The organism is Arachidicoccus ginsenosidivorans, assembly GCF_007971385.1.
In the GTDB taxonomy this organism is placed as follows: Bacteria; Bacteroidota; Bacteroidia; order Chitinophagales; family Chitinophagaceae; genus Arachidicoccus; species Arachidicoccus ginsenosidivorans.
The window spans coordinates 2637945-2660059 of record NZ_CP042434.1 but is presented as its reverse complement, the minus strand read 5'-3'; the positions used below and the strand labels follow the sequence as shown (position 1 = coordinate 2660059).

Annotated in this window: 33 protein-coding genes; 2 read left to right on the top strand and 31 right to left on the bottom strand. The window is 40.0% G+C overall.

The genetic code is table 11. From position 1 onward, the window contains the following. Positions 1 to 74: 74 nt before the first annotated feature. The 28 genes from map to FSB73_RS10545 form a co-directional block, all read right to left on the bottom strand. On the bottom strand, positions 75 to 896 hold the full coding sequence (gene map / locus FSB73_RS10670; protein ID WP_146781710.1) for a type I methionyl aminopeptidase: 822 nt from the start codon (positions 894 to 896) through the stop codon (positions 75 to 77). Between the two features lie 275 nt (positions 897 to 1171). Further along, positions 1172 to 2431 carry a preprotein translocase subunit SecY gene (gene secY, locus FSB73_RS10665; RefSeq protein ID WP_394344830.1) on the bottom strand — a complete coding sequence of 420 codons (1260 nt, stop codon included), beginning with the start codon at positions 2429 to 2431 and terminating at the stop codon, positions 1172 to 1174. Between the two features lie 227 nt (positions 2432 to 2658). Further along, on the bottom strand, positions 2659 to 3108 hold the full coding sequence (gene rplO, locus FSB73_RS10660) for a 50S ribosomal protein L15 (protein WP_146781706.1): 450 nt from the start codon (positions 3106 to 3108) through the stop codon (positions 2659 to 2661). A 106-nt stretch (positions 3109 to 3214) separates the two neighbouring features. Beyond that, a complete protein-coding gene (gene rpmD / locus FSB73_RS10655; protein ID WP_146781704.1) occupies positions 3215 to 3397 on the bottom strand; it encodes a 50S ribosomal protein L30 in 183 nt (60 codons plus the stop codon). A 111-nt stretch (positions 3398 to 3508) separates the two neighbouring features. Beyond that, positions 3509 to 4030, bottom strand: coding sequence for a 30S ribosomal protein S5 (gene rpsE / locus FSB73_RS10650; RefSeq protein ID WP_146781702.1), 522 nt, complete (start codon positions 4028 to 4030; stop codon positions 3509 to 3511). Positions 4031 to 4063: 33 nt separating this feature from the next. After that, the gene (gene rplR, locus FSB73_RS10645) at positions 4064 to 4417 is read right to left on the bottom strand and encodes a 50S ribosomal protein L18 (protein ID WP_146781700.1); all 354 of its coding nucleotides are present in this window, start codon (positions 4415 to 4417) and stop codon (positions 4064 to 4066) included. A 95-nt stretch (positions 4418 to 4512) separates the two neighbouring features. Beyond that, positions 4513 to 5067, bottom strand: a complete 555-nt coding sequence (gene rplF, locus FSB73_RS10640) for a 50S ribosomal protein L6 (protein ID WP_146781698.1) — start codon at positions 5065 to 5067, stop codon at positions 4513 to 4515. Positions 5068 to 5153: 86 nt separating this feature from the next. Continuing rightward, on the bottom strand, positions 5154 to 5552 hold the full coding sequence (gene rpsH / locus FSB73_RS10635; RefSeq protein WP_146781696.1) for a 30S ribosomal protein S8: 399 nt from the start codon (positions 5550 to 5552) through the stop codon (positions 5154 to 5156). A gap of 63 nt (positions 5553 to 5615) precedes the next feature. After that, the gene (rpsN, locus tag FSB73_RS10630) at positions 5616 to 5885 is read right to left on the bottom strand and encodes a 30S ribosomal protein S14 (RefSeq protein ID WP_146781694.1); all 270 of its coding nucleotides are present in this window, start codon (positions 5883 to 5885) and stop codon (positions 5616 to 5618) included. Between the two features lie 62 nt (positions 5886 to 5947). Continuing rightward, the gene (gene rplE, locus FSB73_RS10625) at positions 5948 to 6331 is read right to left on the bottom strand and encodes a 50S ribosomal protein L5 (protein WP_449371699.1); all 384 of its coding nucleotides are present in this window, start codon (positions 6329 to 6331) and stop codon (positions 5948 to 5950) included. A gap of 29 nt (positions 6332 to 6360) precedes the next feature. Further along, a complete protein-coding gene (locus tag FSB73_RS27960) occupies positions 6361 to 6525 on the bottom strand; it encodes a hypothetical protein (RefSeq protein ID WP_449371697.1) in 165 nt (54 codons plus the stop codon). Continuing rightward, positions 6525 to 6863 (bottom strand): 50S ribosomal protein L24, encoded by a 339-nt coding sequence (gene rplX, locus FSB73_RS10620; protein WP_146781692.1) that lies wholly within the window; start codon positions 6861 to 6863, stop codon positions 6525 to 6527. The genes FSB73_RS27960 and rplX overlap by 1 nt, the downstream gene beginning before the upstream one ends. Positions 6864 to 6968: 105 nt before the next feature. Further along, entirely contained in the window at positions 6969 to 7337 is a 369-nt protein-coding gene (rplN, locus tag FSB73_RS10615; RefSeq protein WP_091396075.1) for a 50S ribosomal protein L14, read from the bottom strand. Between the two features lie 83 nt (positions 7338 to 7420). Next, complete coding sequence (gene rpsQ, locus FSB73_RS10610) at positions 7421 to 7678, bottom strand: 30S ribosomal protein S17 (RefSeq protein WP_146781674.1); 258 nt, start codon at positions 7676 to 7678, stop codon at positions 7421 to 7423. A 36-nt stretch (positions 7679 to 7714) separates the two neighbouring features. Then, the gene (gene rpmC / locus FSB73_RS10605) at positions 7715 to 7930 is read right to left on the bottom strand and encodes a 50S ribosomal protein L29 (protein WP_146781672.1); all 216 of its coding nucleotides are present in this window, start codon (positions 7928 to 7930) and stop codon (positions 7715 to 7717) included. 91 nt (positions 7931 to 8021) lie between these two features. Then, on the bottom strand, positions 8022 to 8435 hold the full coding sequence (gene rplP / locus FSB73_RS10600) for a 50S ribosomal protein L16 (protein WP_146781670.1): 414 nt from the start codon (positions 8433 to 8435) through the stop codon (positions 8022 to 8024). A gap of 94 nt (positions 8436 to 8529) precedes the next feature. Then, complete coding sequence (rpsC, locus tag FSB73_RS10595; RefSeq protein ID WP_146781668.1) at positions 8530 to 9297, bottom strand: 30S ribosomal protein S3; 768 nt, start codon at positions 9295 to 9297, stop codon at positions 8530 to 8532. 96 nt (positions 9298 to 9393) lie between these two features. Further along, the gene (rplV, locus tag FSB73_RS10590) at positions 9394 to 9738 is read right to left on the bottom strand and encodes a 50S ribosomal protein L22 (protein ID WP_146781666.1); all 345 of its coding nucleotides are present in this window, start codon (positions 9736 to 9738) and stop codon (positions 9394 to 9396) included. A 47-nt stretch (positions 9739 to 9785) separates the two neighbouring features. Then, positions 9786 to 10055: a 30S ribosomal protein S19 gene (gene rpsS, locus FSB73_RS10585; RefSeq protein WP_146781664.1), complete on the bottom strand. Its 270-nt coding sequence runs from the start codon at positions 10053 to 10055 to the stop codon at positions 9786 to 9788. Positions 10056 to 10116: 61 nt separating this feature from the next. Further along, positions 10117 to 10737 (bottom strand): 50S ribosomal protein L2, encoded by a 621-nt coding sequence (rplB, locus tag FSB73_RS10580; protein WP_449371698.1) that lies wholly within the window; start codon positions 10735 to 10737, stop codon positions 10117 to 10119. Then, positions 10722 to 10955, bottom strand: coding sequence for a hypothetical protein (locus FSB73_RS27955; protein WP_449371696.1), 234 nt, complete (start codon positions 10953 to 10955; stop codon positions 10722 to 10724). The genes rplB and FSB73_RS27955 overlap by 16 nt, the downstream gene beginning before the upstream one ends. Before the next feature lie 61 nt (positions 10956 to 11016). Then, the gene (gene rplW, locus FSB73_RS10575; RefSeq protein ID WP_091396054.1) at positions 11017 to 11316 is read right to left on the bottom strand and encodes a 50S ribosomal protein L23; all 300 of its coding nucleotides are present in this window, start codon (positions 11314 to 11316) and stop codon (positions 11017 to 11019) included. 77 nt (positions 11317 to 11393) lie between these two features. Further along, complete coding sequence (gene rplD / locus FSB73_RS10570) at positions 11394 to 12029, bottom strand: 50S ribosomal protein L4 (RefSeq protein ID WP_146781662.1); 636 nt, start codon at positions 12027 to 12029, stop codon at positions 11394 to 11396. 48 nt (positions 12030 to 12077) lie between these two features. Further along, positions 12078 to 12503, bottom strand: coding sequence for a 50S ribosomal protein L3 (gene rplC, locus FSB73_RS10565; RefSeq protein WP_262712635.1), 426 nt, complete (start codon positions 12501 to 12503; stop codon positions 12078 to 12080). 489 nt (positions 12504 to 12992) lie between these two features. Continuing rightward, positions 12993 to 13298 carry a 30S ribosomal protein S10 gene (gene rpsJ, locus FSB73_RS10560; protein ID WP_066209982.1) on the bottom strand — a complete coding sequence of 102 codons (306 nt, stop codon included), beginning with the start codon at positions 13296 to 13298 and terminating at the stop codon, positions 12993 to 12995. A 266-nt stretch (positions 13299 to 13564) separates the two neighbouring features. Next, positions 13565 to 13879 (bottom strand): hypothetical protein, encoded by a 315-nt coding sequence (locus FSB73_RS10555; RefSeq protein WP_146781660.1) that lies wholly within the window; start codon positions 13877 to 13879, stop codon positions 13565 to 13567. A 2-nt stretch (positions 13880 to 13881) separates the two neighbouring features. Continuing rightward, complete coding sequence (locus FSB73_RS10550) at positions 13882 to 14253, bottom strand: hypothetical protein (protein ID WP_146781658.1); 372 nt, start codon at positions 14251 to 14253, stop codon at positions 13882 to 13884. Positions 14254 to 14494: 241 nt separating this feature from the next. Beyond that, positions 14495 to 15166 carry an AAA family ATPase gene (locus FSB73_RS10545; RefSeq protein ID WP_225974816.1) on the bottom strand — a complete coding sequence of 224 codons (672 nt, stop codon included), beginning with the start codon at positions 15164 to 15166 and terminating at the stop codon, positions 14495 to 14497. Between the two features lie 294 nt (positions 15167 to 15460). Between FSB73_RS10545 and FSB73_RS10540 the strand changes: the two genes are divergently transcribed. Continuing rightward, the gene (locus FSB73_RS10540) at positions 15461 to 16015 is read left to right on the top strand and encodes a hypothetical protein (RefSeq protein ID WP_146781654.1); all 555 of its coding nucleotides are present in this window, start codon (positions 15461 to 15463) and stop codon (positions 16013 to 16015) included. A 74-nt stretch (positions 16016 to 16089) separates the two neighbouring features. Here the strand turns inward: FSB73_RS10540 and FSB73_RS10535 are convergent, their stop codons facing one another. From FSB73_RS10535 to FSB73_RS10525, 3 genes are read right to left on the bottom strand one after another with little or no spacing between them, the layout of a single operon-like run. Further along, positions 16090 to 17484 carry a hybrid sensor histidine kinase/response regulator transcription factor gene (locus tag FSB73_RS10535; RefSeq protein ID WP_146781652.1) on the bottom strand — a complete coding sequence of 465 codons (1395 nt, stop codon included), beginning with the start codon at positions 17482 to 17484 and terminating at the stop codon, positions 16090 to 16092. A gap of 41 nt (positions 17485 to 17525) precedes the next feature. After that, positions 17526 to 17786: a histidine kinase gene (locus FSB73_RS10530; protein ID WP_146781650.1), complete on the bottom strand. Its 261-nt coding sequence runs from the start codon at positions 17784 to 17786 to the stop codon at positions 17526 to 17528. Positions 17787 to 17791: 5 nt separating this feature from the next. Continuing rightward, a complete protein-coding gene (locus FSB73_RS10525) occupies positions 17792 to 20113 on the bottom strand; it encodes a ligand-binding sensor domain-containing protein (RefSeq protein ID WP_158639496.1) in 2322 nt (773 codons plus the stop codon). A 757-nt stretch (positions 20114 to 20870) separates the two neighbouring features. Here FSB73_RS10525 and FSB73_RS10520 point away from each other — a divergent pair. Continuing rightward, positions 20871 to 22094 (top strand): hypothetical protein, encoded by a 1224-nt coding sequence (locus tag FSB73_RS10520; RefSeq protein WP_146781647.1) that lies wholly within the window; start codon positions 20871 to 20873, stop codon positions 22092 to 22094. The last annotated feature ends 21 nt before the right edge of the window (positions 22095 to 22115 follow it).

The window sequence follows — 22115 nt, the reverse complement described above, 5'->3', positions numbered from 1 at the left end:
TTCTTCAGAATGCTGTTTACGCCTGTACCATGCTTTTTTAATTTTCTGATTGCAACACTTGCTGTTTGCGTCAGCTATTTATCCTCTTGGAAATCTTGATAAGAAGTATTCAAATTGCTATTGGTACGCTCAGCGGCCTCAATAATTGAATAATCGGACAAGATCAAAGCCTTCCCTTCTTTCACACAGACATTATGTTCAAAATGTACAGAGGGCAGCCCGTCTTTTGTTTTAACGGTCCAACCATCTTTCTCTGTAAAAATATTGCGTTTGCCCTGATTGATCATCGGCTCTATCGCAATGGTCATATTTGTTTTTAACTTTGGCCCGGTGCCTCTTCTGCCGTAATTGGGCACATTCGGCTCTTCATGCATGGTCTTACCTAATCCATGACCCACCAGCTCTCTAACCACGCCATAACCATATTTACCTGCTGTATGGTTCTCAATAGCATAGGCTATATCACCGATCCGATTACCGGTCACGGCCTTCTCAATGCCTTTATATAATGATTCTTTGGTCACTCGTACCAGTTGCAGATTTTCGGGGGTGGATTCTCCCAAGACAAAAGTATAAGCATGTTCTCCTACATAACCGTCTTTGGTAATTCCCAAATCAAGTGATACGATGTCTCCGTCTCTTAGCGGGTTATTATCGGGGAAACCATGTACGACTACATCATTTACTGAAGTACACATATTATAGGGGTAACCGTAATAATTATAAAAAGTTGGAATGCCACCTTCATCCAAAATCATGTCCTTACACATTTTATCAATTTCTAAAGTGGTCATGCCTGGTTTAAGGATCTTGGCAACTTCTGCCAGTATGCGGCTGATCGTAGATGCATTTTGTTGCATAATGGCTACTTCAGCATTGGTCTTTGTTTGGATCATGAATTACAAATATGGTAGATTTTAAAGAGAAGTCTGTTTAAACAGACTCATCCGCTTGCTGATCATCCTTTTAGAGATGATAAGTTAGCTAAATATAGCACAAAATTACTCAATTAATGACAATTTTAAACAGTTCCATTGGCCGGTAGGCCTAATGCCCCGTTAATTAAACAAAAATCAGCCCCAAACCGCATCAAAAAAGCTGGCCTGTCAGATTCTTAAACGAATCCCACAGGCCAGCCTATACTCTTTATTACTAATAATCTGACAGTTAATTAGATGCCGCTACCTACATGACTGCGGCCATGTACTCTTGCGCCACCACTCATCAGACCGTCATATTGACGCATGAGCAAATGAGTTTCAATCTGTTGTAAGGTATCCAAGATTACAGCTACCATAATTAACAGGGAGGTTCCTCCAAAATAGTAACTGAAGCTCTGTTGAACACCCAGCATCTGTGCAAAACCAGGTAAGATACCGGCAATGGCCAGTGCAACGGCACCAGGGAAGGTAATACGGTCCATGATGGAACCGATATAATCCGCTGTGGGTTTACCCGGTTGAACACCTGGTATAAAGCCATTGTTTCTTTTTAGATCTTCACTCATCTCTTTTGGATTGAAGATAAGCGCCGTATACAGGAAGGTAAAGGCTATGGTCATGCCACCGTAAATCAACATATACCAGCCATTTGTATGATCACCAAATATATTTGCGATGGACCCCTCTTTATCCAAATCAGTGAAAGAAACCAGTGTAGGTAAGAACATTATCGCCTGCGCAAAGATGATCGGCATTACACCAGCAGCATTCACTTTTAATGGGAGGAACTGGCGGGCACCGCCCACTTGTTTGTTACCCATCAATTGTTTTGCATAAATTACCGGAACTTTTCTGACACCTTCTACTAATAATACCAGTGCCATATTAATACCAATGTAGAATGCAATTTCAATTAAGAAGATAAGTAAACCTCCACCCCCTTTTACCTGTTTGGACTGGAACTCCTGAATGACCGCCTGCGGCAGGCTGGACAGAATCCCAATCATGATGATGATAGAGATACCATTTCCTAAACCTTTATCCTGGATTTTTTCACCCAGCCACATAACAAATAAGGATCCTGCGGTTAATACAAACAGTGTAGATACGAAGAAATAGGGTTGATAAGCAGGGATCAAGGCTACTGCGTAAGTCGGACTCTTCAATAAAGAAATATAAGCCACTGCCTGGAAGGCTGTTACGATCACCGTTAGATAACGGGTAATCTGGTTGATTTTCTTTTGTCCGCTTGAACCTTCCTTTTGAATCTTCTGCAGTTGCGGCACCAATACGGTTGCCAGCTGCATAAAGATAGAAGCAGAGATATATGGCATTACCCCTAAGGCCAGAATACCAGCCTGAGAGAAAGCACCACCAGCGAATGTATCAAACATCCCCAATAAGCCATTATTTTGCGTCTGAGCAGCCGCAGCAGAGATCTTATTCGGGTCTATCCCCGGGATCACCACATGCGCTCCAAACCTGAACACCAGAATCAGCAGTAACGTGAAGACGATCTTCTCCCGTAATTCCTCAATGCTCCAAATATTTTTAAGTTCTGGATTAACTTTTTCATTCCTTTTCGATAGTTAATATTTAGTTCAAGCTATTAATTATAACCAAGACTAAAAGTGTTGTGAGCGTCTAAAAGTTAGGACAACGCAATTTAAGACAAAAAGACGCATCTTGTAGGATGCGTCCGGAATTTATTTTTAAATTAGTTTAAAACTTCAACCGTTCCGCCTGCAGCCTCAATCGCTGCTTTTGCTTTTGCACTGGCTGCGTGAACTTTGAAGGCCACTTTAGAGGCAATCTCACCGTTTCCGAGGATTTTCACCTTATCTGTTCTGGAAACCAGTCCATTTACATACAGGTTCTCTAAAGAGAATTCTTCTAATTTATATTTTTCTACCAAAAGTTCAACCTGTGCCAGGTTAAATACTTTGAAAGTAACGTGTCCAGGGTTTTTGAAACCACGCTTAGGAACGCGGCGCTGAATAGGCATCTGACCACCTTCATGCGCAATCTTGCTCTTATAACCAGCACGGCTTTGACCACCTTTGTTACCTTTTGTAGAAGTACCACCTTTACCGGAGGCTTCACCACGTCCAAGACGTTTGTCCTTGTGTACCGCACCTTTTGCGGGACGTAATTCGTGTAATTTCATTTTACTTGATTTTTATACTCAACGGGGAATCGCCCCTCGCTTTTATTAAAGTGCAGCAAAAATATACATTAATTTTAAACTGCAAAATCTTTCTGTCTGTGACGGATTAGAGCTTTTCAACTTTCACCAGGTGGCTAACAGCCTTCACCATTCCCTCGATCTGCGGAGTCGCTTCAATTTCACGGGAAGCGTTCATCTTTTTCAGACCTAAAGCTCTGAGAGTCAACTTCTGACGTTCTGGTCTGTCGATTGCACTCTTAATCTGTGTTATTTTTATCTTTGCCATCATTTTGAGGTTAATGAAACGTACTGTCCTGCAATAACGTTTCCTGCTTTAAATATATTCCTTGATCAGGTTTAAATTCGATACCGATTTTCTCGCCTAATCAATGCTTAAGTATTACCCGTTGAACACTTTGGAAACTTTCACGCCACGCTGACGGGCGATATCCAGTGGTTCACGCAGCATAGTCAGTGCCTTAACGGTTGCCTTTACCACATTCTGCGGGTTGGCAGATCCCAGGTTTTTAGATAATACGTCAGTCAGACCAGCACTTTCCAAAACAGCACGCATACTACCTCCGGCGATTACACCGGTACCGGCAGCTGCTGGTTTGATCATTACTTTCGCAGCGCCAACTTTAGCATGTTGTTCATGAGGAATAGTACCTTTATGGATAGGAACTTTCACCAGGTTTTTCTTGGCATCTTCAATTCCTTTTACAATGGCTTCCTGAACTTCTTTTGCTTTACCTAAACCCTGTCCTACGGTACCTGCGCCGTTACCAACAACAACAAGTGCGGAGAAACTAAAAGTACGTCCACCTTTGGTTGTTTTCACAACACGGTTAATAGTAACAACCTTTTCTTTTAAATCAGAATCAGCTGCAGGTTTTCCTCTTTGAATATTTGTATTAGACATTGAAATCTATTTACTGTAAACTAAATAATTAAATTAAAATTGTAAACCACCTTCTCTTGCACCTTCAGCAGCTGCTTTGATACGGCCATGGTAAAGATTACCACCGCGATCAAATACAACTTCCTTAATGCCTAATTCTTGTGCTTTACGTGCCAATGCAGCACCAGCTAACTTGGACTTTTCAGTCTTAGTGCCGGATTGTGCAGTGATATCCTTATCTCTTGTAGAAGCTGCAGTGATGGTTACACCATCTTCATCGTTGATTAACTGCAGATACAAAGAAGTATTACTTCTGAATACAGACAGACGAGGTTTAGCGGCTGTACCGTTGACCTTCTTACGGATACGATAACGGATCTTTTGTTTTTTCTGTAATGTGTTGCTCATTTTACTGACATTTATAATTCTCCGATACTGCCGGAAAACATATTATAATTATATGGAAGTATGGGATAGTCACGCTATCCCATACAGATAAAATACTATTTACCGGCTGCTTTACCTGCCTTACGACGGACAACCTCTCCAACATATCTGACCCCTTTACCTTTGTAAGGCTCTGGTTTACGCAGACTGCGGATTTTAGCAGCTACCTGACCTAAAAGCTGTTTATCATGGCTTTCAAGTTTGATCAAAGGATTCTTCCCTTTCTGCATTTCAGTAGCAACTTTCAATTCCTTGGGCACATCAATAACGATGTTGTGAGAATAACCTAAAGACAGATCTAAAAGGTTACCCTGATTAGTCGCTTTATAACCTACACCCACCAGTTCAAGGTCTTTGGTGAATCCTTCAGAAACACCTTTTACAAGGTTATCCAGGATAGAGCGATACAGGCCATGTAAGGCTTTGTGACGAATCTGCTCAGTAGGACGAACTACTTTCAGTTCAGTACCTTCTATCTCAACTTTGATTTCACGATCAACGGCCTGTTTCAATTCTCCTTTAGGACCTTTAACAGTAACTACATTTGACTTGTCAACAGTCACAGTTACGCCTGCAGGAATAACAATGGTTTTTTTACCAATACGAGACATACAATAATTTTTAAAAAATCCATAAATAGCTCCTGAACCGGTCAGCTGTGTATGTCCAGCTTAATGTATTCAAGACCCAAAAAATATTAATAAATGTGGCAAAGCACTTCGCCACCTACATTCTCAGCTTTTGCTTGTTTGTCAGTCATTACACCTTTTGAAGTGCTGATGATTGCAACCCCCAACCCGTTGATCACTCTTTTGAAATCAGCTGGTTTAGAGTACTGACGCAGACCTGGACGACTTACACGTTCTAAAGCCTGGATAGCCGGACGTTTTGTTTCAGGATCATATTTCAAGGCGATTTTAATAATACCTTGTTTGTTGTCATCCTCAAATTTGTACTTCAGGATATACCCTTGCGCGTACAGAATTTCTGTAATACGCTTTTTCAGGTTAGAAGCAGGGATTTCCACGATTCTGTGACCTGCCATTTGAGCATTACGCACCCTTGTCAAGAAGTCTGCTATAGGATCTGTTACCATTTGTATCTAAATTAATACGATTGTAAAATTGATTAAAACTTTAAGACGCTTAGCGTCTATTGATTACCAGCTGGCCTTTTTAACCCCTGGAATCTTACCGTCTAATGCCATATCTCTGAAAATAACTCTGGACAATCCAAAATAACGGATATAACCTCTAGGACGGCCAGTCAGCTGACAACGGTTTTTAAGACGAACAGGAGAAGCGTTTTTTGGAAGTTTGTCTAAACCTGCATAATCACCAGCTTCTTTTAAAGCCGCGCGCTTAGCTGCATATTTTGCAACCATTACTTCGCGTTTTCTCTGTCTGGCTTTGATAGATTCTTTTGCCATAATACTTATGATTTATTTATGAAGCAAAGAAGAAACACTCCCCTGCTCCTAAATGGAATAAATTAATTGCTTTGCTCTTTTTTGATATTCTTGAAAGGCAGACCCAGTTCTTTCAATAATTCGTAAGCTTCTTCATTGTTAGTTGCAGATGTTACGAAAGTTATATCCAAACCAGTAATCTTGTTAACTTTATCGATATCAATTTCTGGGAAAATGATCTGCTCAGTAACACCTAAGGTGTAATTACCGCGACCATCGAAAGCTTTATCACTGATTCCTTTGAAGTCACGTACACGTGGCAGAGATACAGCGATCAAACGATCCAGAAATTCGTACATTTTCTCACCGCGCAGGGTCACTCTCGCACCAATTGGCATTCCCTTTCTCAGTTTGAAATTAGAGATGTCTTTTTTGGAGTAAGTGGTTACAGCACGCTGACCGGAGATAAGCGTTAACTCATCAACTGCAATTTCAACTAATTTTTATCAGCTACTGCTCCGTTTACACCGCGGTTTAAACAGATTTTTTCCAATTTAGGCGCCTGCATTACAGATTTGTAAGCAAACTTCTTAACCAGCGCAGGTACCACCTCTTTGGTGTACTTGTCGGCCAATCTTGGTGAATATTTTTGTGTGCTCATTATTTAATTGCCTCCCCGGATTTTTTAGATATACGTACTAATTTACCATTGTCACGAGTGCGCTTGATTCTGGCTGCAGCGCCAGTCTTAGCATCCCACAACTGTACATTGCTAATGTGAATAGGTGCTTCAACTTTTACAATACCGCCTTTGGTATTTGTAGCCGAAGGTTTGGTGTGTTTGGAGACGATATTAACACCTTCTACCACAACACGACCTTTGTCGATAATTACTTGCAATACCGTGCGGGGTTTCTTTAGGTCTTTATCATCGCCGGCAATGACGACTACTTTGTCCCCTTTCTTGATATTGTATTTAGGTTTAAATCTATTGCTCATATTTGTATGCTTAGTGCTTCAAGCGAATCCGCTAAAAGCTAAACTAAAAAATTTTGTCATTGTGGACCGGTAAATTAAACGATCCGGTACGGGAGCTGAATTTGCTTAAAGAACTTCAGGTGCCAGGGAGATGATTTTCATATACCCTTTATCACGCAACTCACGGGCAACTGGCCCAAAGATACGCGTCCCACGAGGTTCGTCAGAGTTGTTCAACAAAACAACTGCATTGTCATCAAAACGGATATAGGAACCATCTTTACGACGTAATTTATTCTTGGTTCTTACGATAACGGCTTTAGAAACGGTACCTTTTTTTACACCACCTGCAGGGATTGCATCCTTTACAGTGATGACGATCTTGTCACCGATCTTTGCATAATCCTGACCGGAGTTACCCAGAACACGGATGCAAAGTACTTCTTTAGCTCCACTGTTATCAGCTACACGTAGCCTACTTTCTTGCTGAATCATTTTATTTAGCTTTTAGCTGAGATTAATAGTCAATTAATCACAATCAATTTTATTATTCAAAAGGAAACCGCTGATCCGAAAACTTATTTAGCTTTCTCAACAATCTCAACCAGTCTCCAACGTTTTGTTTTGCTCAGGGGACGAGTTTCCATGATCTTAACAACGTCACCGATACTAGCTTCGTTCTTTTCATCATGTGCATGAAACTTGGTCGTCTTCTTTACAAATTTACCGTACATAGGGTGCTTAACCTTTCTTTCAACCGCAACTGTAATGGTTTTAGTCATTTTGTTGCTGCTAACCACACCTACTCTAGATTTACGCAAATTTCTTTCGGTCATTTTACTTAATTTTTCATTGCCGCTGAAGGCAACATATTATTTTACGCTAAGTTCTCTTTTTTTCAATTCGGTTTTCACCCGAGCGATGTCTCTTCTGAAAAGACGGATGCTCATTGGATTTTCTATTGGAGAAATAGCATGAGCGAATTCCATTTTTTTCAAACGAAGTTCATCTTCCTGAATGCGAGCCTTCAGGTCTTCTACAGACATGTGCTGAAGGTTTTTGTTAAATTCTACTGCTTTATTAGGCATTAGTGATGAATTTTATTTTTTTATAAATACTATCGGTTTGTAAAGTGTCGTCTCAGACTGTCCCTAAACTTAACCGACCGGACTTTTGTGATTATAAATCTCTGCGCGTTACAAACTTAGTTGCAATGGGCAATTTAGCAGCAGCGAGTTTCATTGCGTGCTGTGCGACCTCCTGTGAAACACCGTCACATTCGAAAATAATACGTCCCGGTTCAACAACTGCAGCCCAATATTCAGGGTTACCTTTACCTTTACCCATACGTACCTCAGCAGGCTTCTTTGTGATGGGTTTATCAGGGAATATTCTGATCCAAACATTACCTTCACGTTTCATAGCACGTGTCATTGCCTGACGCGCTGCTTCAATCTGACGGTTGTTCAACCAAATAGGTTCAACCGCTTTAAGAGCGTAAGATCCGAAAGAGATAGTTGTCCCTCTTTTTGCAACATTTCTAATGCGCCCTTTCTGTGCTTTCCTGTGTTTTGCTCTTTTTGGCTGTAACATCTTATGTAATTTGATCTTTTATAATGTGCTAATAAGCTAATGGTTCCTTTTGCTGTACTAGCACATTAGCTAAATAGCCTTATTAGCTAAATAATTAATTTCTTCTGTCTCTTCTGTCGCCACCGTGAGACCTTCTGTCTCCTCTGTCTCTTCTATCACCTCTGTCATTACCATGGCTTCTTCTATCTTTAGAATCACCACCGGCAATTACATTTGGATTCAGATCTCTTTTGCCTAATACTTCACCTTTACAAACCCAAACCTTCAATCCGATTTTACCATATACAGTCTGTGCAAAAACACTTGCATAGTCGATATCCATACGGAATGTATGCAGGGGAACGCGACCTTGTTTGAATTCTTCAGAACGGGCAATTTCTGCACCACCTAAACGACCACTGGCTTTAACTTTTATACCTTCAGCACCCATACGAAGTGCAGAAGCTACCGCCATTTTGATAGCACGTTTGAAGTTGATACGATTTTCAATCTGACGTGCGATTGTATCGCCGATGATTGCTGCATCAATTTCAGGGCGGCGGATCTCAAGGATATTGATCTGTACGTCCTCTTTATTTGTCAGTTTTTTCAATTCTTCCTTGATACGATCAACTTCACCACCACCTTTACCAATGATGATACCTGGCTTAGAAGTATGAATAGTAACAATCAATTTCCCTAAAGTACGCTCGATGACAATTTTGGCAACACCGCCTTTATTGATACGTGCAGTAAGGTAGGTACGGATTTTATTATCTTCAATCAGACGATTTGCATAGTCTTTCTTGTTACCATACCAGTTGCTGTCCCATCCACGGATGATTCCTAATCTGTTACCAATAGGATTTGCTTTTTGACCCATATTGTTGATTTGAAAATTCGAAAGTTTGATGCTGTCGCACTTTCAATGTTTATTTGTTTAATACGTAAGGAATATATCCTTACTAATTTACTTCAATTATGCTTTTGTATCCACTACGATGGTTACATGATTACTGCGCTTACGGATCTTGTGACCACGTCCCTGCGGTGCAGGACGCATTCTCTTGATTGAACGCCCACCGTCAACATAAATAGTTTTAACCACCAGGTTTGCATCAGCTGCATTCTGACCATCATTTTTCTGTTCCCAGTTAGAGATGGCACTCTTCAGCAATTTAGCCAGCGGCTTTGCATTGTGCTGTGGATGAAATTCCAGGATAGAAAGAGATTTCTCTACTTCCATACCACGGATTACATCTGCTAACAAACGCATCTTACGCGGCCCTGTAGGATAATTTTTTAATTTAGCTACTGCTTCCATTTTCTTATATTTTTGTGTCAGGTGCTGCCTGACTCAATTTTTTATAATTATTTTTTGCTACCTGCGTGACCTCTGAAGTTTCTGGTTGGCGCAAATTCACCGAGTTTGTGACCTACCATAAATTCTGTAACATAAACGGGAATAAATTTGTTTCCGTTATGTACTGCAAAAGTCTGTCCCACAAAATCAGGGGTGATCGTGGAGCGACGGCTCCAGGTTTTGATTACCGACTTTTTTGTCTTGCCATCAATGATCGCCTGAACTTTCCCTTCCAGGTTAGCATCTACGTATGGGCCTTTTTTAATTGAACGAGCCATAATTTATATTTGTTTGTTTATTTGTCCCTGATTTTCACAGGGACCATTTTAACAGATTGAACTATTTGTTAGATAATTTTCTACCGTTGCTTCTCTGAATAATCAGTTTATCAGAACCTTTCTTCTTACGCGTAATTTCACCTTTGGCGTATTTACCAGTACGAGAACGTGGATGTCCACCAGATGCGCGGCCTTCACCACCACCCATTGGGTGATCCACAGGGTTCATTGCAACACCTCTTACGCGAGGACGAATACCTTTCCAACGGTTTGCACCGGCTTTACCAGCACTCTGCAGACTGTGGTCACTGTTAGAAACAACACCTACAGTTGCGTAACCATCAATTAATACTTTTCTTAATTCACCAGAAGGCATTTTAAGAACAGCATATCTGTCTTCCTTATTGCTCAGCTGAGCAGAGGTACCGGCACTTCTTGCCAGTTTAGCACCCTGACCAGGCTGTAATTCAATATTGTGAATGGTGGTACCTAAAGGCATGTTTCTCAGCTTCAACGCATTACCCAGTTCAGGAGCAACACTGTCGCCGGAGATAACCGTAGCACCCACTTGCAGTCCGTTCGGAGCAATGATATAGCGCTTTTCACCATCAGTATATTGTAACAATGCGATAAAAGCGGTACGGTTCGGATCGTATTCAATAGAAACTACTTTAGCTTCGATGTTTGCTTTATCACGTTTGAAATCAATGATACGGTAGTGTTTTTGTGTCCACCACCTTTGTAACGCATTACACGACGTCCCTGAGAGTTACGACCAGCTTTCTGGTGTTTTTTCTCGAGCAAACTCTTTTCGGGTTCGTTGGTTGTAATTTCTGCGTAAGCATTTCCAATCTTCCAACGGGTACCCGCGGTCATTGGTTTGAATTTCTTTAATGCCATTTTTATCTACTTTTATGCGAAATTTTCAGCTTCGCTGACTATAATTTGTGAATGTTTAATTTTAAACTGTTCCGTAAAGATCGATTGTATCGCCTTCAGCTACAGTTACATAAGCTTTCTTGTAAGCAGGCTTTCTACCTTCTACATATCCGGCTTTGGTAAAACGGGTTTTGTTTTTAGCTGGGACAACAATTGTATGTACTTCTTTTACAGTTACACCATAAAAGGATTCAATCGCATCTTTAATCTCCAGTTTGTTCGCCCGACGATTTACACGGAAAGCAAATTTGTTCAGCTTTTCGCTTTGTGCATTTGCTTTTTCGGTAAGGATGGGTTTTATTAAAACTTCTGTAAGTTTCATCTGTTTATTTTTTTATTTCTGTCTGACAGACGTTATGCCCTAAGGCATACATGATTCAAATTCTAATAGATCTTAAGTTAAGCTGCTGCTTCCTCTTTATCAGATAAAAGCTTTGCTGCATCTTCAGTAAATACAACTACGTCTGCATTTACAACATCATAAGTATTGATGTCAGCCAGTAAAGTACTACCTACTTTTGGCAGGTTCCTCAGGCTCAGGTAAACGTTGTCGTTGTATTCTGGTAATACAAATAAAACCTTTTTACCAGCTACATTCAGATCAGCTAATAATTGTACGAATTGTTTTGTTTTAGGAGCATCATAAGTCAGATCTTCCAAAATTACAATGGCACTTTCTTTAGCTTTATGAGAAAGAGCACTGACTTTAGCCAGGTCTTTCACTTTTCTGTTCAGCTTAATAGTGTAAGCGTGTGGTTTAGGTCCGAAGATCGTACCACCACCTTTATATAAAGGGTTACGGATGTTACCTTTACGGGAACCACCGGTACCTTTTTGTTTGTGTAATTTGCGGCTGGAACCCTGCGCTTCAGCACGAGTTTTAACCTTATGCGTACCCTGACGTCTTGCAGCTAAATACTGTTTAACGGCCAGATAAATCACGTGGTTGTTCGGTTCTGCACCAAATATTTCCTCAGGCAACTCAACGGATCTGCCTGTAGATTTTCCTGTTGTATTTAAAACTTCTAATTGCATTTTTAATCAATTTGGGTAAAGAATTGGTTTAGTCTGAATTCTTTACTTTTATTTTTGGATGAAAACTGTTGAGCCGATATGACCTGGAACAGAGCCACTAATTAAGATATAGTTCTTTTCAGGGAAGATTTTAACGACTTTAAGGCCTTTCATTTTAACACGGTCATTACCCATACGACCAGCCATTCTCATTCCTTTAAATACTCTGGAAGGGTAAGAAGAACCACCAATAGATCCTGGAGCACGGGAACGGTCATGCTGACCGTGGGAAGCTTCACCAACACCAGCAAATCCATGGCGTTTTACAACACCCTGGAAGCCTTTACCTTTGGTCGTACCAACAACGTCAACAGACTCTCCTTCAGCGAAGATGTCAACTGTAATGGTTTCCCCAATATTTTTTTCGATGGAATAGTCGCGAAATTCTTTAACGATTTTCTTAGCAGAAGTGCTTGCTTTCGCGAAGTGGTTAATGGCAGCTTTGGTTGAATTCTTTTCTTTTTGTCGCCTACAGCTAACTGTAGCGCACTGTAACCGTCAGTTTCCTGATTTTTGATTTGGGTTACAACATTGGGCTCTGCTTCAATGATAGTAACAGCGATCTGCTTGCCTTCTGGGCCGTAGACGCTGGTCATACCAATTTTCTTTCCAATAATTCCTTTCATTTTTGCGGTTTTTTGCCCCGCGTAGGTTTTGGAGACAATACTGAATGAAGCAGTATTTCAATCTCTGTCATCATCGACCTTTTCTGTTGACGTTTAACTATTAAACTTGAGAAGTACCGATGACAAACAAACCTCGAAGGGCCTGTTTTATATTTTACAGTTCAAACAATAGTAGTTTGAATATCTTTTTATCAGAGCTCTTTTCTTGTCAAAAGACAATTGAGAGATGACTAAATAATTTTATAAGAGCTTGGGCTAATTATACTTATATAAAATATACTGCCCTCTTTACGTTATCTTACGCCTTGATTTCAACCTCTACACCAGAGGGAAGATCCAATTTGCTAAGTGCGTCTACTGTTCTGGAAGAAGAAGTGTAGATATCCAGCAGACGTTTGTGCGTTGCTAACTGGAACTGTTCACGACTCTTCTTATTCACGTGCGGAGAACGCAGCACAGTGAAAATTCTCTTGTGCGTAGGCAAAGGAATAGGACCTGTTACTACAGCGCCTGTTCCACGTACGGTTTTAACTATCTTCTCAGCAGATTTGTCTACTAAGTTGTGATCGTAAGATTGTAATTTTATTCTGATGCGTTGAGACATAATATAACACCCAATTTTTTATTGGGATTGCAAAGGTATGTTTAGTTTTTGAATGGACAAACTTTTTTTTGAAAATTATTGATTGGAAGCGCAAAATAGGCTGCTTTGGCACTGCTTAGTCAGGTTCCACGGGCCCTTTTAACACCAAAGTGCCCCATCGGCTTATGCAGATTCAGCAATTTGCTGAAATCAGATGTATTAGCATAATTTCATTTAGCACTCTAATAATCAATATTATAGCAGTTTTTTAAAAAGAATTAACGCTGCTAAGAAGCGAGTATGCTTAAAATTTGTCTTTTGAACCATGCTGTTCTGGCTAAGGCAATTCTTTTATAATCAAATTTTGTCAAATAGGCTTTATTGTAGTGCTTTTTCATGTTGAAATAGGCATAGAACGTATCAAATTCCCCGCTTCGCAAAGCCTCAACAATGGGGTTTAAATTAAGATCATTCTTTATACATTCTTTAAATTCAATATAATGGCCCCTGGCGATGCCTATTTCTGCCACGATATTAAACAATTTTTCCTCCTTTTGCTGCGTGATCTCGGCCTTGTAAGCTGCGAGATCAAAGCCTGGCAAATCTAGTTCAGCCAGATTATCGGGATGGTACAGATAGTTTTCAAAGGTATAAAGGTCAAGAATCTTGTATGTAGGATGTTCTTTTTTATCTTCTTAATTTCATCACTTCTTAGGTAGTCTCTGTCTCTGAGTCCGAATTTCTTGGAATCTGCCTTGACCGTCAAAAAGACTTCTCTGTTATTATTGGCGGGAAGGAACAAATACCCCTGCTCACCGAGTGCTTCGTTAAAGTACTCATCATTTTGATTTTCAACCACAACCAATTTGTAGCCTTTGAAAATGGATTGAATGGTCGCTTTTGGTACTGCAATTTCGTAAACATCCGCTTTATCCTTGCTCAGTGGCAGCAGATGTTGCCTGGCGTCAAAGTTCAATAAATCGAAATCAATAATGGCTGCCTGGTGACTACTGCGTGCAAAGTCTATGAATCCTAAGGCATGGGAGGCGGTCCAGAGTTATGAACTGTCTGGAATCCACTTGTTGAGTATTTCCTCCAAAAGATTGAATTGCAGTGCGGTATTTAAATGACAATCCATCTCGTCTATATAAATGACCGCGTTTTTATAATACTCCTGCCTGACAATAAAATTGATCAGCAAGGTGATGATTTGCTTCTCACCGTGACTTAGGAGGTCGTAATTGATTTTCGAAGTACCCTTTTTTAAAAATCAGTTTAGCAGCAGAAGTGTTCGTTGCATCTTGAAATTCCGCAATCTGGATGGTTGTCGATGGATCTCCACCAAATATCTTTAAAAGGGAACTGTTCAGTGGCGCAATAAAATCGCTAAAGATTTTAAGCGTATCAGCACCGCGGCCACTAAAGACCGGCTCACGAAGTGCATTATTAATTTGTTGTATATATTGATATACATCCGTATTGAACCGGACATCATTTTCAATAAAGGTCTTTGGGCTGTCCAGATCTCTTGCGATTGCAGCGCTATTCGCTTCACCCGTCAAGTGTGGAACGATTCTGTTACTGCTTCTGCCAATAAAGCGTTTTATCAGGCTTTCTCCTTCTATTAAATCATTCCCTTTTTTGTATATAGCTCCGCCACCTATAATTTCGATCCGTACCGATTCTGGTAAGCTGCCATCCTTTCTATAATAATTGCGGGACGCTGACTCGTTATAAGGCTGAGGCTTGGTCACGCCAAGTGCCATCCAGGTAAAAGCGTCAAATAAGTTGGATTTGCCTGAACCATTTGAGCCAATGGCAAGAACCAGTTTTGCAGATGAGGGAATTTCCGATATAGTCAAATCCGTAAATCTTTTGAAATTCTGTATGCTTATATTTTGATCCTCATTTGCTTCTTTTTAATAAGAGGCAAATATCCACAAAAACCTAAATGTAAACATAATCAAAGTCGCTAATCTTCCTATTACACAGCATTTTAGCGATTCTTAGCAGGTTTATTTCTCTTTTCGATATCTTAATCAAATAAATCTCGCTTCCTATTTTGGCCGCGTACACGATTTAAAACCTAAAAATTCCCTATGAGAATAACATCTTCGTATGTAAATAATTTTGGAGGCTAAAGGTCTTGTGTATAATTTCATAATAATTTTAATGTATAAGATATGAGAAAACACCTCCTTTTGTGCTGCCTTACAGCCATTTTATTGAACATGGCAAGTGCGCAGGATCTGCCACGGCCTGCCGCTGGTAAGTCCCTGGTTATTTTTGAAAGGCCCCCGGTTACAGCCCTCGCCGTTCAAATCAGATTATTTGATTCGACCACCTATATAGGCCTTATGGGCGCCGGTGGTCACCTGATCTATGAATGTACACCTGGGATAAAGCTTTTCTGGGCTACCGCCGAAAACAGAGATTTCATGCAGGCTGATCTGGCACCAGATCAGGTTTACCTGGTTCAGATCTTGGCTGTTACGGGCGCCTTACAGGCAAGGGTTAAACTTCAGCCCTACAATCCAACAAAGAAAAATGCGGAGAAGATTAAAAAGCAATTTATCAAGCGCATTGATAAAGGCAAGGAGAAGAAAATCGGGGCAACGCTTGCAGACGAAACGCCCGAAAGAACTGAACAGGCTATCCAAAACGGGATGGAGCGGTACCAGACTTTAAAAGATAAGGAGAAGAAAATAACGCAGTTAACTGCAGATATGCATATATAGCAATTGTAATGCTTCTTTTTCCTATTTCCTATCCCCCAATCTCCTACTCCCCAGCTGAAATCTGTACCAATATGTTAGATTTCAGCTGGGGGGATCCTGGCGTTTTCCCTGAATTTAGCGGGTGTTTGGCCATAGGTTTTCTTAAACACCCTGCTGAAATAATTTGGATCACTATACCCACAGCCGTAGGCCGCCTCGCTGATGGGCATATCGTTTTCAAGCATGACTGCAGCCCTTTTTAATCGGTATTCGTTTAATAACTCTGTTGCACTTTTGTTCATGATTTTCTTTAGATTTAAATGTAATGAGGTACGGCTCATATTTAATTCCCTGGCCATCAGTTCAATTGTAAAGTCAGCATCAGAAAACCGCTTTTCGAGCAGATCCGTTAATTTGGCTAAAAATTCTTGATTTTTATTATTGGAGGGTAGGTTATCAATCGCCAGCTCGCTGATATTAATCACATGCTCCCTTAATTTTACCCTGGATCGAATCATATTTGTTACCAATAATTCCAGTTCTTTAAGATTGAAGGGTTTTCCCATATAGGCATCCGCACCAATATTCAGTCCGCCGACCCTTTTATCATCGGATTCCCACTCAGAAAGTAAAATAATAGGGATATAACTGAGTTTAGGATCATTTTTAATTTCCCGGCACAGTTCAAGTCCGTCCATTTTGGGCATTTTCACATCACTTATGATAATATCCGGCAAAGATTTGGTCATCTTTTTGAGCGCCGCCATACCATTGGAGGCGCAGGATACATGATAAAAATCAGAGAAGTGACTTGTTAGAAATACCAATAGCTCCTTATTATCTTCTACAATTAACAGCGTATATTTTTTCTTCTCTAAAGGTATTGAAGCCTGCAGATGCGTAGTCACTGCTTCAGGTTTCGTCTCCTGGAGAATTAAGGCACCTGGTTGTTTTTTCTTTTTAGACGGTGTGGTGTCAGATTTTAAGACGACTGGCAACTCAATGGTCACTTTTGTGCCCTTGTGCTCCGCACTTTCAATGGCAATCGAACCATCCAGGTACTGCACCAGGCTATTGACAAGCGCAAGACCAATACCACTTCCCTCCTCGCTTTGTAGGTTTTTATAAAATGGGTTAAAAATATTTTTAAGCTCCTTTTGGGACATACCAAGGCCCGTATCTTCTACACGGATCTCAATAATGGCACTTCTGGCATCAGATGTATCTTGCTTTTTACGGATATATACCGCAATAAGACCATCAGTGGTGTTTTTAATAGCATTGGATAAAATATTAAACAAAATTTTCTCCACCTTATCCTGATCAAAATAACAAGGCAGTTCCATCAAATCCGCTTCGAATTCTAATCTTGTATTTTTGCTTCTGGCAATGGTATCAAAATAAGCCGTGGTCTGTTTTAAATAGCTGATAATATCTCCATAACTCAGATCAATACTGTCATGGCCGGTTTCCATCTTTCTGAACTCCATTAATTGCTGGATCAGCTTAAAAAGGACGGATGCGCTGTTTTTTATATTGGATAATTCTGTATTCTTTTGATCTCTACCCCTTTTTCAGTAATCAGCTTTTCTATAGAGGCTAATATGAGCGTTAGCGGTGTTTTAAATTCATGGGAGATAAAAGTAAAAAAGTTCAAACGATTTTGGGTCAGCTCTTTTGTTTTTTCCTTTTCAATACGTTCAATCTGGACTTCTGTTTTTTTCTGGTGTAAAAACTTAATAAACCGGGTATATAGCCAAATTAATAAAAGTAGTAATAGAAAATACAACAAATACGCTAGCTTGGTCTGGTAAAAAGGGGCATTACGGTGATCTCAATAGAGCGCTGGACGCTTTGTGGAGCGCCATCGGCCGTCAATGCCATCACATAAAAAGTGTAATTACCCGGTGATAGATTTGTATATGTAATACTATTCTTTCCGCTGACATAATTCCATCTGTCCTCAAACCCCTTTAAGTAATAAGCATAGTTCGTACTACCTGGATTGGCATAATCAATCGCTGCGTAATTAATGGTAAAGACATTCTGATTATAGCTTAGCTTAATGTGATGGGTATAATCAATTTGTTTAGGCAAAACCGAATGGGCAGAAGGAATAACTGTTTTATTAAACAACTGAAAATCAGTAAAAATCAAAGGAACCAAGGGGTGTTTAGCCGCTATTTTTTCTGGATGAAAAAAGCAGAGCCCATTGATGGAGCCAAAATAAAGGCTTCCTTCGCTGCTTTTCAGGTAGGACTTAAAGTTAAACTGATTGGAAGGAAGCCCATATTTGTTATTGTAATTGGTAAAATGGGCTGTGGCAGGGTCATACTTGGAGAGTCCGCGGTTGGTAGTGAGCCACATATACCCGGCACCATCTTCTAAAATACCGTATACGTTATTATTAGGTAATCCATCGGCCGTCGTAAAACTTTTGAAGGTATCTGATTTAAAATCAAATAGCATGACACCGCCGCCCAGGCTTCCGAACCATAAATCCTGTTTGCTGTCCTGATATAAACTAATTACTTGATTACTGGTGAGAACAGGATTCGGGCCGTCTGCGCTATAGTGATTAAAACTGCCCCCTATTGGATTATATCTATATATGCCGGCAAAACGGGTGCAGAACCAGATATCTCCGTTTTTATCTTCCGTTATGTCATAAATAAATTTATTACCGAATACTTCCGGTCTGAAACGGCTAAAATTTCCTGTTTGGTAATTAAAAATGTTTACGCCAGCCTGGTTACCAATCCAAAGTGTCCCTCTGCTATCCCGGTAGATGGCATATACATTGTCACTTGAAAGTGAATTTGTATCACCTGGCTTATTGGTATAAATGGTTGTTTGCTGGGTTTTCAGATCAAATTTATGCAAGCCACCCAAAAAGGTTCCTACCCAGATATTTCCATAACCATCTGCGTGGATCGCATGTACATTATTAATGCTTAAATAAAAAGGACTGGTCGTTTTATTGATATAGGAATAGCTGTCTTTCAAGGGGTTATAAATTGTTATGCCGCCATCTTCTGTACCAATCCAGATATTTCGGTTACTGTCCTCCATCATTTGACTGACCGCCTTGCCAGAAAGTCCTTTTCCATTATCCTGAGCCATTATCCGCTCAAAGGCGTAAGTATTGGAGGGGATATAATTAATACCGCCGAAATAAGTACCTAGCCAGATGGAACCGTCTTTTGCCAAAAAAGCTGAATAGACAGCCTTATCATTTAGCTTTTTGGGACTATTGTCGAAAGATTGCCCGTAATTCTCTGACTTACCCGTACTTAATTGATAGGTATATAAGCCATTCTCTGTACCAATATAAAGTAAGTCCTTGTCGGTGCTGGTAATGGCTCTAACCGTATTTACTTCTCTGCTTTCTGCATGCGAAAAATGCAGCCTAACAAACGCTTGCCGGTCATTATCAAAATAATACAACCCGTGGTTGGTACACAGCCAGATAAAACCGCGACCATCCTTATACATATTAAAAACATCAAAATTGCCAACGGCCAGAGGCGCAAAGGTATGGGCATCAAAAGTCTTCCAGACCTTTCCTTCCTTATCGATGATTTCCAGCTTATTACCGATACTAATCAGAAAACGATCAGGACTCAACTGCTCCATCGCCCGTACTGCAGAATTTTTTGGGGAAATCAGTCTACTGGTATTCCCTGCCAACTTAAAAAGGCCATTAGTGGTTCCTACATAGACATTTGCAGCCGATTTGAACAGACATAGTACCGATAAGCGCGCTAAAAGCGCTTGACTTCTGGCAATCTGATCCGTTTTTTGGTCATAAATATATAATCCGTCCTCTGTTGCAATATAAATACTGTCCTTCTTGCATAATATGGCAGCTATCTTATCAGGAGAAACCCCAGGTAAACTGTCTTTAATATAATAATTTTTGATTTGATAGCTATCATATCTGTTTAGCCCTTCCCTGGTTGCAAACCACATTTGCCCTTTTTCATCCTGGCTGATTGCATATACCGTATTATGACTCAATCCTTGATTGGATGTCAGTTTTCTAAACTGGACTGACTGCCCATGATTGGCCGCTACAAAATACAGCATAGAGAGGAGTAATAAAACAAGGAATTTCATGGATAGAACATATTTATCGGTAATCAACATTGCTAATTTCAGCAATATTTTACAATGAATAAATAAATATATAATTATTTTTTAATTTTTAAACATAAGTCTGGCTTTTTTAAACATAAATCCTGATTATCTCTTTCAATTTATGATACGCGTCAGTCCATTTGGCAAAATCACCTACGGTACAACCTTATTTAGCGTGCGCTAAATGCCAATGAGCCCCCATTTTACCAGTAGCAGAATCAGCTGTTTCGGGCTATCCATTGGTATGTTCATTCGCTATTAAATTCATAAACTACTCTAATTCACCGACTTGTCAGCACAAACTTTCTTTGAATGTCCGCTATTGGGGTCTATTTTGTATAATAAGCTACACCCTATGCTTGCTATCACCAATTCTTCGAGCGCTTAGGCAAATTAGCTTTTCTGATCTATAAAAGAGTTGAATTCGCTTTATGCATTAAGTATACTTCTGGATAAAATCCACCAAAAAAAGGTTCAAAGCCATTTAAAAAGGGTGGTTAATTCAACACAAATAGCTGATCCTTGAAAATTGATCAAGTTTTAAACAATTTTCAGGGTTTATTTAACAAGTGTGCTAATATTTACTGTTTTCTCTAACTAAAATTGCTTAACAATAATCGCCACTTTTAAAAAAGCTAATTATTCATTCCATTCACCGGATTTCAAAAGATTAATTAAATAATCATTTTTTGCCACAGGCTAAATCAGCTCCAAATGCTAAACTAAAACCACAAAGATGAAAAATGTGTCAAGATTGTTTTTTTCGCTGCTCACCCTATCTATGCTCTTAACTGCGTGTAGTAATGCCAAAAGCCATATTACGGTGGCAGCACCAGATACACCTGATTCTACTGACTACAGCTTTAAAATGGGTGTCAACCTCAATGAGCAGGTGGATGTAGCGGATATGCAGGATATCCAGGATTCAAAAACGAAATGGGTCAGATGTTTTGTTGAAGTCATCGACCTATATAAATCCGGCACCTTGAATACGGATGCTAAAATTGCCGCCTTCAATAGCTTAAAATCAAAAGGATATAAAACCGCCCTCAGTCTTAAGTTTAATTTCCTTAAAAATGGATTCCCGGCGGTAAATTCTGCAGACTGGAATGGCTATCTCAGTTTTATCAATACGCTGCTAGCCAAAGTCATGCCTTACACAGATGTTTTGATTGTGGGAAATGAGCCCTTTATTGAATCGGCTCCTTCTACTTGGGATGAACCACTGAATAGTTTTTATAAGCTTGCTTGTGACCAGGTCCACACCTATTTTGAACAAAACAATATTAATAAACCTATTTTTCTGGGTGCCTTTGATAATATGTATCAGTCGAGCCTGCAAACAAATGCAGGTTATTTGAAGCTACTGGCATTTGCGAAAACCACGTCCTATCTGTCTGGCATTGATTTGCATATTCACCATACGACAGCAGCGGAGATGACCAACGCCTTGAGCTTTGCCAAATCTAAAATCAGAGAAGACCAAAAAATGCTGGTTACGGAATTTTCGCTCATGAAATACTGGCGTTCCTATAACAATACGGCCATTGCCCCTGCTTTTATTGCAGCGGCGAACGCCAGCTCAACCGATGACATCGATCCACCCCCGGCAGACGTCACTAAAAATTATCAATATATCGATTATGCCTTAAAAAATCCTCGGCCTGCTCAGGAGTGGTATGCTTTCTGGGAAAACTCTCCTTACCTGCAGGCTAAAAGCAGTTATTTATGCGATGCCTACCATGCTTTTAAGGCGGCAGGAAATGTATTTCTCAGCTTTTATGCCCTTAGACAATCCTATCCAGTCGGTCAAGATTTTACCGTCAATACAGCTCCCTGGGTGTTGAATGCGCTGTTTCTTAACAGATCCGTTCGCCAAGTAAATGGCCGCAATCAAAAATCCTATAGTTTTTTGGATCAGTTTCAAAAAATAGCCTCAAATGAAAATCCCTGCGAATAACAATTATTAAAAACAAAACAA

Excerpts from the sequence above, each read along its gene's own strand:
- rplF (WP_146781698.1), bottom strand. The coding sequence starts at position 5,067 with ATGTCTCGTATTGGTAAAAAAACCATTGTTATTCCTGCAGGCGTAACT.
- rplW (WP_091396054.1), bottom strand. The coding sequence starts at position 11,316 with ATGAAACTTACAGAAGTTTTAATAAAACCCATCCTTACCGAAAAAGCA.
- FSB73_RS10535 (WP_146781652.1), bottom strand. The coding sequence starts at position 17,484 with ATGGAGTTCAGAAAGATGGAAACCGGCCATGACAGTATTGATCTGAGT.
- FSB73_RS10525 (WP_158639496.1), bottom strand. The coding sequence starts at position 20,113 with ATGAAATTCCTTGTTTTATTACTCCTCTCTATGCTGTATTTTGTAGCG.
- rplX (WP_146781692.1), bottom strand. The coding sequence starts at position 6,863 with ATGAGCAATAGATTTAAACCTAAATACAATATCAAGAAAGGGGACAAA.
- FSB73_RS10520 (WP_146781647.1), top strand. The coding sequence starts at position 20,871 with ATGAAAAATGTGTCAAGATTGTTTTTTTCGCTGCTCACCCTATCTATG.
- rpsE (WP_146781702.1), bottom strand. The coding sequence starts at position 4,030 with ATGTCTAATACAAATATTCAAAGAGGAAAACCTGCAGCTGATTCTGAT.
- map (WP_146781710.1), bottom strand. The coding sequence starts at position 896 with ATGATCCAAACAAAGACCAATGCTGAAGTAGCCATTATGCAACAAAAT.
- rplV (WP_146781666.1), bottom strand. The coding sequence starts at position 9,738 with ATGGAAGCAGTAGCTAAATTAAAAAATTATCCTACAGGGCCGCGTAAG.
- rpmD (WP_146781704.1), bottom strand. The coding sequence starts at position 3,397 with ATGATGGCAAAGATAAAAATAACACAGATTAAGAGTGCAATCGACAGA.
- FSB73_RS27960 (WP_449371697.1), bottom strand. The coding sequence starts at position 6,525 with ATGAGCACACAAAAATATTCACCAAGATTGGCCGACAAGTACACCAAA.
- rpsS (WP_146781664.1), bottom strand. The coding sequence starts at position 10,055 with ATGGCTCGTTCAATTAAAAAAGGCCCATACGTAGATGCTAACCTGGAA.
- FSB73_RS10540 (WP_146781654.1), top strand. The coding sequence starts at position 15,461 with ATGAGAAAACACCTCCTTTTGTGCTGCCTTACAGCCATTTTATTGAAC.
- rpsQ (WP_146781674.1), bottom strand. The coding sequence starts at position 7,678 with ATGACCGAAAGAAATTTGCGTAAATCTAGAGTAGGTGTGGTTAGCAGC.
- rpsC (WP_146781668.1), bottom strand. The coding sequence starts at position 9,297 with ATGGGTCAAAAAGCAAATCCTATTGGTAACAGATTAGGAATCATCCGT.
- rpsN (WP_146781694.1), bottom strand. The coding sequence starts at position 5,885 with ATGGCAAAAGAATCTATCAAAGCCAGACAGAGAAAACGCGAAGTAATG.
- rpmC (WP_146781672.1), bottom strand. The coding sequence starts at position 7,930 with ATGCCTAATAAAGCAGTAGAATTTAACAAAAACCTTCAGCACATGTCT.
- rplR (WP_146781700.1), bottom strand. The coding sequence starts at position 4,417 with ATGAGCAACACATTACAGAAAAAACAAAAGATCCGTTATCGTATCCGT.
- rpsJ (WP_066209982.1), bottom strand. The coding sequence starts at position 13,298 with ATGTCTCAACGCATCAGAATAAAATTACAATCTTACGATCACAACTTA.
- rplP (WP_146781670.1), bottom strand. The coding sequence starts at position 8,435 with ATGTTACAGCCAAAAAGAGCAAAACACAGGAAAGCACAGAAAGGGCGC.
- rplO (WP_146781706.1), bottom strand. The coding sequence starts at position 3,108 with ATGAAATTACACGAATTACGTCCCGCAAAAGGTGCGGTACACAAGGAC.
- rpsH (WP_146781696.1), bottom strand. The coding sequence starts at position 5,552 with ATGGTAACAGATCCTATAGCAGACTTCTTGACAAGGGTGCGTAATGCT.
- rplN (WP_091396075.1), bottom strand. The coding sequence starts at position 7,337 with ATGATTCAGCAAGAAAGTAGGCTACGTGTAGCTGATAACAGTGGAGCT.
- FSB73_RS27955 (WP_449371696.1), bottom strand. The coding sequence starts at position 10,955 with ATGGCATTAAAGAAATTCAAACCAATGACCGCGGGTACCCGTTGGAAG.
- rplD (WP_146781662.1), bottom strand. The coding sequence starts at position 12,029 with ATGCAATTAGAAGTTTTAAATACAACAGGAAAATCTACAGGCAGATCC.